Source organism: Ruegeria sp. D6 (assembly GCF_056534365.1).
The window spans coordinates 851,074-862,570 of the sequence record NZ_JBQFPH010000001.1 but is presented as its reverse complement, the minus strand read 5'-3'; the positions used below and the strand labels follow the sequence as shown (position 1 = coordinate 862,570).

General features: G+C 58.0%; 12 protein-coding genes. 8 read left to right on the top strand and 4 right to left on the bottom strand.

What is annotated here, in order from left to right; all coding sequences use genetic code 11:
• Positions 1-2: 2 nt before the first annotated feature.
• Positions 3-1,148, bottom strand: a complete 1,146-nt coding sequence (gene ctaA, locus ACR0A1_RS04285; protein WP_480866369.1) for a heme A synthase — start codon at positions 1,146-1,148, stop codon at positions 3-5.
• Between the two features lie 59 nt (positions 1,149-1,207).
• Entirely contained in the window at positions 1,208-1,951 is a 744-nt protein-coding gene (locus tag ACR0A1_RS04280; protein WP_480704950.1) for an RNA methyltransferase, read from the bottom strand.
• 164 nt (positions 1,952-2,115) lie between these two features.
• Between ACR0A1_RS04280 and ACR0A1_RS04275 the strand changes: the two genes are divergently transcribed.
• From ACR0A1_RS04275 to ACR0A1_RS04260, 4 genes are all read left to right on the top strand, one after another.
• A complete protein-coding gene (locus ACR0A1_RS04275; RefSeq protein ID WP_480866367.1) occupies positions 2,116-2,736 on the top strand; it encodes a thiamine phosphate synthase in 621 nt (206 codons plus the stop codon).
• A gap of 55 nt (positions 2,737-2,791) precedes the next feature.
• On the top strand, positions 2,792-3,685 hold the full coding sequence (locus ACR0A1_RS04270; RefSeq protein WP_170509655.1) for a PfkB family carbohydrate kinase: 894 nt from the start codon (positions 2,792-2,794) through the stop codon (positions 3,683-3,685).
• On the top strand, positions 3,682-4,596 hold the full coding sequence (locus tag ACR0A1_RS04265; RefSeq protein WP_480866365.1) for a pseudouridine-5'-phosphate glycosidase: 915 nt from the start codon (positions 3,682-3,684) through the stop codon (positions 4,594-4,596). The genes ACR0A1_RS04270 and ACR0A1_RS04265 overlap by 4 nt, the downstream gene beginning before the upstream one ends.
• Positions 4,597-4,659: 63 nt before the next feature.
• Positions 4,660-5,337 carry a DUF502 domain-containing protein gene (locus tag ACR0A1_RS04260; RefSeq protein WP_170396909.1) on the top strand — a complete coding sequence of 226 codons (678 nt, stop codon included), beginning with the start codon at positions 4,660-4,662 and terminating at the stop codon, positions 5,335-5,337.
• On the opposite strand, the gene ACR0A1_RS04255 is transcribed toward ACR0A1_RS04260, so the two are convergent.
• Entirely contained in the window at positions 5,338-6,363 is a 1,026-nt protein-coding gene (locus ACR0A1_RS04255) for a patatin-like phospholipase family protein (protein ID WP_480585181.1), read from the bottom strand. It abuts the gene before it with no gap.
• Positions 6,364-6,427: 64 nt separating this feature from the next.
• The gene (locus ACR0A1_RS04250) at positions 6,428-7,201 is read right to left on the bottom strand and encodes a 3-hydroxybutyrate dehydrogenase (RefSeq protein ID WP_170421879.1); all 774 of its coding nucleotides are present in this window, start codon (positions 7,199-7,201) and stop codon (positions 6,428-6,430) included.
• A 293-nt stretch (positions 7,202-7,494) separates the two neighbouring features.
• Between ACR0A1_RS04250 and ACR0A1_RS04245 the strand changes: the two genes are divergently transcribed.
• From ACR0A1_RS04245 to ACR0A1_RS04230, 4 genes are read left to right on the top strand one after another with little or no spacing between them, the layout of a single operon-like run.
• The gene (locus ACR0A1_RS04245; RefSeq protein ID WP_480866363.1) at positions 7,495-9,321 is read left to right on the top strand and encodes an extracellular solute-binding protein; all 1,827 of its coding nucleotides are present in this window, start codon (positions 7,495-7,497) and stop codon (positions 9,319-9,321) included.
• 32 nt (positions 9,322-9,353) lie between these two features.
• Complete coding sequence (locus ACR0A1_RS04240) at positions 9,354-10,178, top strand: arsenate reductase/protein-tyrosine-phosphatase family protein (protein ID WP_170595469.1); 825 nt, start codon at positions 9,354-9,356, stop codon at positions 10,176-10,178.
• A gap of 26 nt (positions 10,179-10,204) precedes the next feature.
• On the top strand, positions 10,205-10,681 hold the full coding sequence (locus ACR0A1_RS04235) for an arsenate reductase ArsC (RefSeq protein WP_170421889.1): 477 nt from the start codon (positions 10,205-10,207) through the stop codon (positions 10,679-10,681).
• Entirely contained in the window at positions 10,678-11,337 is a 660-nt protein-coding gene (locus ACR0A1_RS04230; RefSeq protein WP_170421892.1) for an MIP/aquaporin family protein, read from the top strand. Before ACR0A1_RS04235 ends, ACR0A1_RS04230 begins: the two co-directional genes overlap by 4 nt.
• The last annotated feature ends 160 nt before the right edge of the window (positions 11,338-11,497 follow it).

Below are 11,497 nucleotides of genomic sequence, written 5' to 3'. Positions count from 1 at the left end.
GATCATGCTCCGCGCACAGATGTTGCGATAGGGTAAGCTGTCAGGAAGCGGGCGCGCAGGATCAGTGTCCAGACGACCACGGCCATGAACTGGTGGAAAATGGCGATCTGCCAAGGTGCCGCATAGACGACTGTGATGATGCCCACGACCACTTGCAGTGACAAAGCCGCGAACATGGCGTTGAAGGCAAAGCGGGTCTGTGGGTGCGCGCTGCTGCCACCGCGCCGCCAGACTATGATGGCGAAAATAAAGAGCAGATAGCCGACGCAACGGTGGATAAACTGCACCAGACCGGGACTTTCAAAGAAGTTACGCCACATCGGTTCCAGCATGACCGCATCGGGCGGCAGCAACTGACCGCCAATCAGGGGCCAGTCAGTGTAGGACCTCCCCGCGTCGATCCCGGCCACCAGCGCACCGATGAGGATTTGCAGGAAGGTGAAGTGCAGCAGTCCGGTCGATATCGAGAAAAGCTTAGCCTCTTTCGCGCGGCGGGCCTGCATCAGGTCACGTTCGTCACGGCCAAGTTCAAAGATGTACCAGGCAAGAAAGCCGAGGATCACGAAGGCCAAGCCAAGATGCGTTGCCAGACGATAGCTGGCAACGGCGGTCATGCCTTCACCCTGTGTGACGCCCGAGGCGACCATCCACCAGCCTACAGCACCCTGAACACCGCCAAGCAGGCCGGGGATCAGCAGCTTACCAGCCCATCCTGTCGGAATCTTGCGGGTCACAAGGAAACCGATAAATCCAACGGCCCAAACCAATCCTATCACGCGGCCCAACTGGCGATGGCCCCATTCCCACCAATAGATGGTTTTGAAATCATCCAGCTCCATCCATTGGTTCTGAATGCGCCACTGGTCAATCTGCTTGTATTTATCGAATTCGGCTTGCCAGTCGGCAGCGTTCATCGGCGGGATCGCACCCGTAATAGGTCGCCATTCGGTGATCGATAGACCACTGTCGGTCAGCCGCGTGAGCCCGCCCACGGCAATCATGATCACGACCAGCGCGAACAGGATCATCAGCCAAACCCGGATCGCGGCCCGCGCACCGCCACGCCCCCGGTCGATCATACCGGGTTGGACGGCCTGTTGTTTTTCGCTGTCCGAGACCTCTTCGAAGATGCTGCGCTTACCGCTCATGCTGTCCTCATGTCCTGATTTCGTCGCAAGCTATGGTTTGGCGGAAGATAGGTCCAGCCTCAGCTTTTGTCTTTCCAGCGGACCATCTGCCGCATGATCCCGTGAAGCATCTGTACATCGGCCCGTGTCATCCGCATCCGCGACCACAGATTGCGCAGGTTCACCTTCATTCCTTCGGCTTTTTCCGGCGGATAAAAGAACCCGGCCTGTTCCAGACGGTCCTCATAATGCTCGACCAACTTTTCAACCTCGATCCCGGTCGCCCAATCGCCCTTGCCCAGATCAGTTGCCTCATGCACGACATCCCCGGTCTGGCGCATCCATTCATAGGCGGTCAGCAGAACGCACTGCCCGAGGTTCAACGACGCATATTCAGGATTCACCGGCACCGAGATAATCGCATTGGCCTTGGCGATATCCTCATTCTCAAGCCCTGCCCGTTCCGGGCCAAACAGAACAGCGACCTTTTCGCCCGCCGCCACTTTCTGCGATGCAAGCTGCATTGCGCGCTCCGGGCTATAGACAGGCTTGGTCAACCCACGTTGCCGCGCTGTGGTGGCAAAGACAAAGGTGGTGTCCGCCAGCGCGCCCGCCAGATCGTCAAATAACTGCGCCTCATCCAAAAGCCGCCCGGCCCCGCTGGACATCGCCACCGCCTTGGGGTTGGGCCAGCCGTCGCGCGGTGCCACGATCCGCATCCGATCCAGCCCAAAGTTCCACATCGCCCGCGCGGCAGCACCGATGTTCTCACCCATCTGAGGGCGCACCAGAACAAAAGACGGCTGTGATATATCGCTGGGCATGGCTAACTCCGAAAAACTCCGCTTGCTCTAATGGCCGCATGGGTCGAGGGCAAGTCGGCCCGGCGTCTTCTGTTCGCAAAAGGGTACGTAGCCGGCATAAAAGTTTGCTTCCCCCGCGCAATCCGCTAAACCGCGCGAAAGATGACAAACCCGAAGGACGCGCCATGGACACCCCCGAGCAGCCGCAGATTTACCTGATCACGCCTCCGACCATCGCGCTGAGCACATTCCCTGATCAATTGGGTCACGTATTGGACGGGGCTGAAATTGCATGTATCCGCCTCGCCTTGGCTGGAAGCGACGAAGATACCATCGCACGCGCCGCCGATGCTTGCCGCGAAGTTGCGCATGCGCGCGATGTGGCCATCGTGATTTCCAACCATGTATTGCTGGCGCAGCGGTTGGGTCTGGACGGGGTGCATCTGGATGACGGCGCGCGGTCTGTCAGGGCAGCCCGCAAGGAGCTGGGCGCGGATGCGATTGTCGGCAGTTTTTGCGGGTCTTCCAGTCATGACGGGATGACTGCTGGTGAAAGTGGCGCGGATTACGTGGCCTTTGGCCCGGTTGGTTCCGCCACGCTGGGCGATGGTACTCAGGCCGAAAAGGACCTGTTCCTATGGTGGTCCGAAATGATCGAGGTTCCCGTCGTGGCCGAGGGCGGCCTGACGTCCGATCTGATCCGAGACCTCACCCCCTGCACCGATTTCTTCGGCATCGGAGAGGAAATCTGGTCGCAAGATAACCCGTTGGAGGCGCTGAACTCTCTGATTGCCGCAATGCGCTGAGGGATGCGAGCGTTAACCCTTGCACCCGCGTCGGGGCTGCGGCATGACACAAGGCATGAACAAGAACAGCGAAATTTTGTGCATCGGCTCGGTCCTTTGGGACGTGATCGGACGTTCGGCCAGCGCCATGCGACAGGGCTCGGATGTACCCGGCCGCATTACTCGCCTGCCCGGTGGCGTCGCCATGAACATCGCCATGACGCTGGTGCGGTTCGGAATGACCCCGACTTTGCTGACCGCAATTGGCCGCGACGCTGAAGGGGATGAACTGGTCCGGTCCTGCGCGCGTTTGGGGATGGTCACCGATCACATCTATCGCTCGCAAGACCTGCCGACCGACAGATATATGGCGGTTGAAGGAGCCAACGGGCTGATCGCCGCCATTGCCGACGCCCATTCGCTTGAAGCTGCCGGAGCCAAAATCCTGCGTCCCTTGATGCATGGTCCGCTGGGTTATGAAAATACACCATTCGAAGGGCCCATCGCGCTGGACGGTAACCTCACGCTGACCTTGCTTGAAGAGATCGCCCAAAGCCCCGCCTTCGCCAAAGCCGACCTGCGCGTCGCCCCGGCCTCGCCCGGCAAGGCAGAACGGCTGCTGCCCTTCCTCAAACACGCCCGTGCAACGCTCTATGTGAATCTCGAAGAGGCCGGACTGCTTTGCCAGCGCGAGTTCACCGATTCCGAGAGCGCCGCCAAAGGCCTGCTGGACCGTGGCGCGTTGCGGGTTCTTGTGACCGATGGCGGCAACTCGGCCACCGTCGGGGATGCTGACGCCGTCTTGACCCAAACACCCCCTTCCGTTCTGGTCACCCGCGTGACCGGCGCGGGTGACACTTTCATGGCCGCCCATATCGCCGCCGAGGCGAATGGTGCCGACAGCGACGCGGCACTCAGCCGCGCGCTGCGCGCCGCTGCAACTTATGTTTCCGGAGAAACCCCACTGTGATCACCATTCATTATTCTGCAGAGGTCCGCGCCGCCAAGGATGCGGGCCAACCGATCGTGGCATTGGAAAGCACCATCATCACCCATGGCATGCCCTACCCCCAGAACATCGAGGTCGCGGCACAGGTTGAACAAGACATCCGCGATGCGGGCGCCGTTCCAGCAACGATTGCCATTATTGACGGAGTTTTGCACGTCGGCCTCGAAGCCGACCAGCTGAGCGCACTGGGTCAGGCGCAAGGCGTCGCCAAACTGTCACGCGCTGACATGGCCGCCTGCCTCGCCACAGGCGGCACCGGGGCCACCACCGTCGCCGCAACAATGATCGCCGCACATTATGCAGGCATTGAGGTCTTCGCCACCGGAGGCATCGGTGGGGTGCATCAGGGGGCCGAAACCTCCTTCGACATCTCCGCTGACCTGCACGAGCTCGCGCAGACCCCGGTGACTGTGGTCGCGGCCGGGGCCAAAGCCATCCTCGACCTCGCCAAAACACTTGAAGTTCTGGAAACGCTCGGCGTCCCCGTCATCGCCCACGGACAGGACGAGTTCCCGGCCTTCTGGTCCGCAAAATCACCCTTGGCAGCCCCGCTGCGCATGGATGATGCCGCTGACATAGCAAAAGCCCACGCAGCACGGCGTGCGTTGGGGCTGCCGGGTGGTCAGTTGGTCGCTAACCCGATCCCGCAAGCCGACCAGATCCCGTCCGAGGAGCTGGCCCCGATCATCGCGTCCGCACAGGCCGATGCAGAAACTCACCGGATCACAGGTAAAGGCGTCACACCTTATCTGCTACAGCGTATCTATGAACAGACCGAAGGCCGTTCGCTTACCGCCAACATCGCCTTGGTACGCAACAACGCCCGACTGGCAGCGGTCATCGCGCGTGCGCTAACGGAATCAGCCCACTGACCCCAGCTATTGCACCAAGCGCCCGGACTGCTTACCTAATTCCGCAAACCACTCAGGACCGCAATGAACACTCCGTTTGACGAAGAACCCCACCGACGCCCCGGCCTGTTCTCCCGGCTACGCGCGTCCTTTCTGACTGGTATCGTCGTCATTGCTCCGGTGTGGCTGACCATCTGGTTGATCTGGTCTGTGGTTGGCTGGATCGACAGCGCCGTCCTGCCACTGATCCCGCAACGGTTCCAACCCTCGGAATATGTCGGCATCAACCTGCGCGGCGTTGGCGTGGTCATATTCCTGCTGTTCACGATTATCGTCGGCTGGATCGCAAAGGGCATTCTGGGCCGTTCTCTGATCCATTTCGCCGAGAGTGTCGTCGACCGCATGCCCGTGGTCCGTTCGGTTTATTCCGGGATCAAGCAAATCTCGGAAACTGTGTTCGCCCAGACCGAGCGGTCTTTCGAAAAAGCCTGCCTGATCCAGTATCCGCGCCGGGGCATCTGGGCAATCGGCTTCGTCTCGACAACAGCGCGCGGTGAAGTGAGCGATCGCGCCGAAACCGGGGGCGAGTTGCTAAGCGTGTTTGTCCCGACAACCCCAAACCCCACATCGGGGTTCCTGTTGTTTTTCCCCGCAGAGGATGTGATCCTGCTGGATATGTCCATCGAGGATGCAGCCAAGCTGGTGATCTCAGCAGGTCTGGTTTACCCGAATGACAAAGACCCAACCCAGCCGCCTGAATAATCAACCAAACATTGCCGGCAAATCGACCGTGCTCCGCTGACCCAGATCGTCCTTATGCACGCTCAGAAACTGCTCCGCCGCATCGCGGCCGGACTGTTTCAGCCGGTTCAGCACAACCGGGTTTGGCACGATCTTGGTGGCCGCCGAAAGGTCGTTCATCAAGGCGTCATCAGCGATCATATGCACCAGCACCCGGCTCATCTCACCAGCCTTCAGCTTGCCTTCGGCCAGAAGCCGTTGAACGAAATTGATCGCACGCAGCTCGCGAAACAACGATGAGTTAAAGCTGATCTCATTGATCCGGTTCTGAATCTGCTGCGGCGTTTTAGGCACCTCATCGCGTTCCAGCGGGTTGATGTTCACAATCACCACATCATCTGGCAAATCTCCACCGAACAACGGATAAAGCGCCGGGTTTCCGGTATAGCCGCCATCCCAATACGCTTCGGTCCGCTCGGATTTCGGGTCATAGATTTCAACCGCCTGAAACAGGTTCGGCAAGCAGGCCGAGGCCAGAATCGCATCGGTCGAAATCTCCTCGCCTGTGAACACGCGAATCTTGCCGCTGCGCACACAGGTGGCGCAGACAAACAGCGCGGGCCCTTCGTCTGCACAAATCTCATCAAAGTTGAACCGATCCACAACCGGGGTGAGCGGATTGCGATAAAACGGCCCATAAGCGTAAGGCGATACCAGCCGCGACCATGCTTCGGCCATCGAGAACGGAACGGAGTACTCCAACGCTTGTGCAACATGAGCAGGCTCAATGCCCCGCATCCAATGGGCAATTCGCATATCGCCGACGGCACCCATGCGTTTCCAAAGCCCATCCAGACACGCCCGCGCCCCGTCGCGCCCTGCATGCACCATCCCTGATTTGAACGCTGCCCCGTTCAGCGCGCCGGCCGAAGTCCCAGTGATCGCGGCAACCTCGATATCCTCTTCATCCAGCAATCGATCCAGTACACCCCAGGTAAACGCGCCATGCGCCCCACCGCCCTGCAATGCCAGATTGATCCGTTTCATGGTTCCGCCTCTTCATCTGGCCAGAAATACCTCGGGGGTATGGGGGCAGAGCCCCCATGGTCCCTCACAATGCCGTCCATCCCCCATCCACGGATATCGTCGTTCCTGTGATCTGTGCCGCTGCATCCGAGCACAAGAAGATCGTAGTTCCGCCCAGCTGCTCGACCGTGGCAAACTCCTTCGACGGCTGCCGCTCCAGCAGGATGTTCTTCACCACATCCTCACGGCTCATATTGTACTCTTTCATCGTGTTGGGAATTTGCGCCTCAACCAATGGAGTCAGTACGTATCCCGGACAAATAGCATTGCAGGTAATCGGCTCCTGCGCAGTCTCCAGCGCCACGGTCTTGCTCATCCCGACGACACCATGCTTTGCCGCGATGTAAGCCGCCTTGTAGGGCGAGGCCGTCAGACCGTGAGCCGAGGCAATATTCACGATCCGCCCCCAGCCCGCCGCGCGCATCATCGGAAGCGCTGCCGCCATCGTATGAAAGACCGAATTCATGTTGATCGCGATGATCGCATCCCATTTGTCCGACGGAAACTGATCGATCGGGGCCACATGCTGAATGCCGGCGTTGTTCACCAGAATGTCACAAGCACCTGCCTGTTCGATCAGTGCACGGCATTCATCGCCCTTGGACATATCTGCCTTGATATAGCGCGCGTTGGTTCCCGTCTCTTTGCCAATCTCGGTGGCCAGCGCATGATCTTCATCACGGTCGGTGAACGAATTCAGCACCACATCCGCCCCGGCCTTCGCCAGCTCACGCGCGATGCCCAGCCCAATCCCCGAATTCGACCCCGTGACGACGGCTGTTTTGCCCGACAGACTCATGGCACTCTCCTTATGAGTTTTTGTTTCTCAAACACAGTGCCATGCTGCACCTGCAAAGAAAACGGGGAATGATCTGATCCGCGCACCCGCACGAGTTTTGCCAAAAAAAACGCCCGCACGAAGCGGGCGTTAAGTTATTGAGGCAGGTTTCATACAGGCAAGAAACCTATCGAGCAGTAGAACCTTTATAAGCAATTCCACGCCCTCGTCCAAGCTAAAAGTTTGATAATAAGAAAAATCATGGCTACGGTGAATCCCAAACAAAATAAGGCCAGAGCAGGATTGTTTCCAAAATGAGCCCCGATTATCTCCGCCCCCTTCGTCCCGCGATTGTGGGAATCACCTGTATTTTCGCCGCCTCAATGGCGTCAGCAGAATCGGCCCATGGCATAGCTATGTATGGTGACCCGGCCCTACCACCGGATTTTGTGTCGCTACCCTACGCAAATCCTGACGCGCCCAAGGGCGGCAAGGTCGTATTTGGCAATACCGGCGGCTATAACAGTCTGAACCCGTTTGTGCAAAAAGGCACCGCGCCGTGGCAGTTGCGATTTTGGACGCATGAAAGCCTGATGGGCCGCTCCTGGGACGAACCTTTCACTCTTTACGGGTTGTTAGCCGAATCAGTTGAGACGGATTCGGACCGAACTTGGGTCGAATTCACGCTGCGCGAAAATGCTGAATTCTCGGATGGATCGCCGGTCACCGTCGATGACGTGATCTGGTCGTATGAGACACTGGGCACCGAAGGCCACCTGCGATATCGCGGGCTGTGGGGCAAGATTGATAGCATTGAACAGACTGGACCGCGCAGCGTTCGGATCACCTTTAACGAACCGGATCGCGAACTGGCCCTGATCGCCGGAATGCGCCCGATCCTGCAAAAAGCGCAGTGGGAGGGAAAGTCGTTCGCTGACGCTCAACTACACGATATACCCATCGGTTCCGGACCATACGTAATCGATGACTATGAGGCTGGCCGCTATGTGAACCTGCGTCGCAATCCTGACTATTGGGGTGCCGATATCCCCTACCGCAAGGGCACGATGAATCTGGATGACATGCGGATTGAGTTCTACGGAGACGGCACAGTCGCGTTTGAAGCGTTCAAAGCTGGTGAGCTTTCGGCCGTTCGTGAATTCAACGCGGATAAATGGAACACGCAGTACAACTTCCCAGCGGTTCAGCGCGGTGATATTGTGAAGACGGAAATTCCCCATCAAAAGCCGTCAGGCATGACCGGCTTTGTCATGAACACACGCAAGGCGCCATTCGATGACTGGCGCGTACGCGAGGCGCTGACGCTGGCCTTCAACTTCGAGTTCATCAACGACACCATTACAGGCGGCGCGCAGCCCAGGATCACCTCCTATTTCTCGGGTTCGGAATTGGGGATGCAACCCGGACCGGCCACTGGTCGTGTCGAGGAATTGCTTCAACCTTATGCCGCCGAGTTGGCACCGGGCACGCTGGATGGATATGAATTGCCTCAAAGCGATGGATCCGAACGCAACCGTCGAAATATCCGCAAAGCGCTTAAACTGCTGGAAGAGGCCGGATGGACAATTCAGGACGGCCAGCTTCGCAACGCCAGCGGTGAGCCGTTTGTGATTGATCTGGTCATCAGCCAGGGCAGCCTGAATGTGGTGCAGGATGTCGGCGTGATCGCGGAAATCTACGCCCGCGCCCTCGAACGCCTGGGTATCCAGTTGACAGTCGAGAAAGTAGATGACGCGCAATATACTTCACGCATCGATGCGCAAGATTTTGACATGACCCCGTTCCGTCGAGCGCTGTCGCTCTCGCCAGGCAACGAACAACGTCTGTATTGGGGCAGCGAAAACGCAAATGCTCCCGGGACGCGGAATGTTATGGGCCTGACCTCGCCCGCCGTGGACGGGCTGATCGACGCGATGCTGGCCTCGGAAAGCCACGAGGATTTTGTTGCGGCAACGCGCGCGCTGGATCGTGTTCTGACAGCGGGTCGCTATGTCATTCCTATCTGGAGCTTTGATGTCGGCCGTATCGCCCATGTCAAAGAGCTGAAACAACCCGACACTCTGCCAATTTATGGCGATGGGCCAGAATATATGCCACAGGTCTGGTGGTTTCAGGATTGACGAGTCCTTTCTATTTCCATATTTCATGAATTATGGAAATAGAGATTCATGACAGGCTGAACGCACTCGCACACCCCAAGCGGCTGGATCTGTTCCGGCTGTTGATGCGTCGCTATCCAGATTCCGTAGCTGCGGGTCAGATTGCCGAGGCTTTAGCGCTGAAACCCAATACTGCGTCAACCTACCTGAATGCATTGAAATCCGCCGGGCTGATCCAGCAGTCGCGCAGCGGGACATCATTGCAATATGCCGCCAACTTACCAGCGGTGCGCGGGCTGTTTGATGAGTTGCTGGGCGGTTGCTGTCAAAATCGTCCTGATTTATGCATGCAACCCTCGGATGACCCCGTTATGGCGTCCCCTGGCCGCGTTATGAATGCGCTTTTCCTCTGCACCGGAAACTCGGCCCGTTCGATCATGGCGGAAGCCATCCTGAACAATGAAGGTAACGGCTTGTTTCGTGCTTATTCGGCAGGAACGGCACCATCGGACGGACCAAATTCAATCGTTTTGGAACTCTTGAAGCAAAAAGACTACGACACGACCTCACTCCGCTCAAAATCACTGGAAGAATTTGCCGCTGCTGATGCCCCAAAGATGGATTTTGTCTTTACCGTCTGCGACCACGCAGCGAACGAGGCCTGCCCCGCTTGGCCAGGACAACCGATAAGCGCGCATTGGGGTCTGCACGATCCGGTCAAAGTTGAAGGAACCGACGCGCAAAAGCAGCTGGCATTCCAGCAGGCCTACGGATTGCTGCGCAACCGTATCACCGCCTTTGCCAGCCTCCCGTTCGAAACGCTCGACCGCATCTCACTACAACACAAGGTGGATGACATCGGTCGAATGGCCGAGTAGTCCTCGATCAATCCAAGGATACCCCCATGAACATACTGGTTCTATGCACCGGCAACTCGGCTCGATCGATTCTGCTGGAGTCGCTCTTCAATCACACCGGCGAAGGGCGTGTACGCGCCTATTCAGCAGGCTCCAACCCGACCGGCAAGGTGCATCCGCAATCCTTGACGCTGCTTGGTGCCGAAGGCCATGACGTCCGCGATTCCCGCTCTAAAAGCTGGGATGAGTTTGCAGCAGAAAATGCTCCGGAAATGGACATAGTGATCACGGTTTGCGGCTCAGCCGCCGAAGAGACATGTCCCGTCTGGCCCGGCGCCCCTGTACGCGCGCATTGGGGTGTCGAGGACCCGGCTGCCGCGTCTCAGTCAGACTGGGAAACCGCCTTTAGGACCGCATATGACATTCTTGGGCGCCGCGCCGAAGCACTTCTGGAGCTGCCCATTGAAACCATGGACAGCGTTGAACTCTCGGCCCATCTCAAACGTATAGGAGCCCTGCTGTGAGCGCCCGCCAATACTTTGCCGAATTCCTCGGAACCGCCTTCCTGCTGATCGGCGTTGTCGGATCAGGCATCATGGCGCAAACCTTGTCCGACGGGAACATCGCGCTGGCGTTGCTGGCCAATGCAATTGCGACCGGCTGCATCCTTTACGCTATCATCACTACGCTCGGCCCTGTCTCGGGCGCTCACTTCAACCCTGCAGTGACATTGGCCTTTGCGCTGCGCGGTGAACATCCCTGGCGTGCGGTCACCCCTTACATGCTTGTTCAGATTGCCGGAGGTATCGCGGGGGTCTGGGCCAGCCATTACATGTTTGACCTGCCGATTCTGCAAACTTCGGAAACGATGCATCGTACCGGGGCACATCAGTGGTTTTCGGAGATTGTCGCCACTTTGGGTTTGCTCTTTGTGATTTTCGGCGGAATTCGGCACAAGCCGGACACGGTACCAGCCCTTGTGGGCCTCTATATTACCGGCGCCTACTGGTATACGTCTTCCACAAGTTTTGCTAATCCGGCCGTTACCATCGCAAGGGGCTTTACTGATACCTTTGCGGGGATATACCCTGCGCACATTCCGATGTTCATAATTATGCAGTTAATTGCTGTATTTATCGGACACAAAATACTGAACTGGTTATTCGAACAAGCAGAATAACGGACCGGCCGCCACTCACTTTACAGCAGGTCCGTGGGCCCGTTGCGGTATCTCCGCAGCGGGTTTTTTGCATCTTATCTCCCGACTCCGGCTGCGACATTTTGTCATGTCTGCAGCAACGCACGGCGCTCCGTAGGCTGTCTTGGGGGAGAGCAATCCT

What these genes read in the sequence shown, in the direction of transcription:
- ACR0A1_RS04255 (WP_480585181.1), bottom strand. Translation starts at nt 6,363, where the DNA reads ATGAAACGGATCAATCTGGCATTGCAGGGCGGTGGGGCGCATGGCGCG.
- ACR0A1_RS04275 (WP_480866367.1), top strand. Translation starts at nt 2,116, where the DNA reads ATGGACACCCCCGAGCAGCCGCAGATTTACCTGATCACGCCTCCGACC.
- ACR0A1_RS04245 (WP_480866363.1), top strand. Translation starts at nt 7,495, where the DNA reads ATGAGCCCCGATTATCTCCGCCCCCTTCGTCCCGCGATTGTGGGAATC.
- ACR0A1_RS04235 (WP_170421889.1), top strand. Translation starts at nt 10,205, where the DNA reads ATGAACATACTGGTTCTATGCACCGGCAACTCGGCTCGATCGATTCTG.
- ACR0A1_RS04250 (WP_170421879.1), bottom strand. Translation starts at nt 7,201, where the DNA reads ATGAGTCTGTCGGGCAAAACAGCCGTCGTCACGGGGTCGAATTCGGGG.
- ctaA (WP_480866369.1), bottom strand. Translation starts at nt 1,148, where the DNA reads ATGAGCGGTAAGCGCAGCATCTTCGAAGAGGTCTCGGACAGCGAAAAA.
- ACR0A1_RS04270 (WP_170509655.1), top strand. Translation starts at nt 2,792, where the DNA reads ATGAACAAGAACAGCGAAATTTTGTGCATCGGCTCGGTCCTTTGGGAC.
- ACR0A1_RS04240 (WP_170595469.1), top strand. Translation starts at nt 9,354, where the DNA reads ATGGAAATAGAGATTCATGACAGGCTGAACGCACTCGCACACCCCAAG.
- ACR0A1_RS04280 (WP_480704950.1), bottom strand. Translation starts at nt 1,951, where the DNA reads ATGCCCAGCGATATATCACAGCCGTCTTTTGTTCTGGTGCGCCCTCAG.
- ACR0A1_RS04260 (WP_170396909.1), top strand. Translation starts at nt 4,660, where the DNA reads ATGAACACTCCGTTTGACGAAGAACCCCACCGACGCCCCGGCCTGTTC.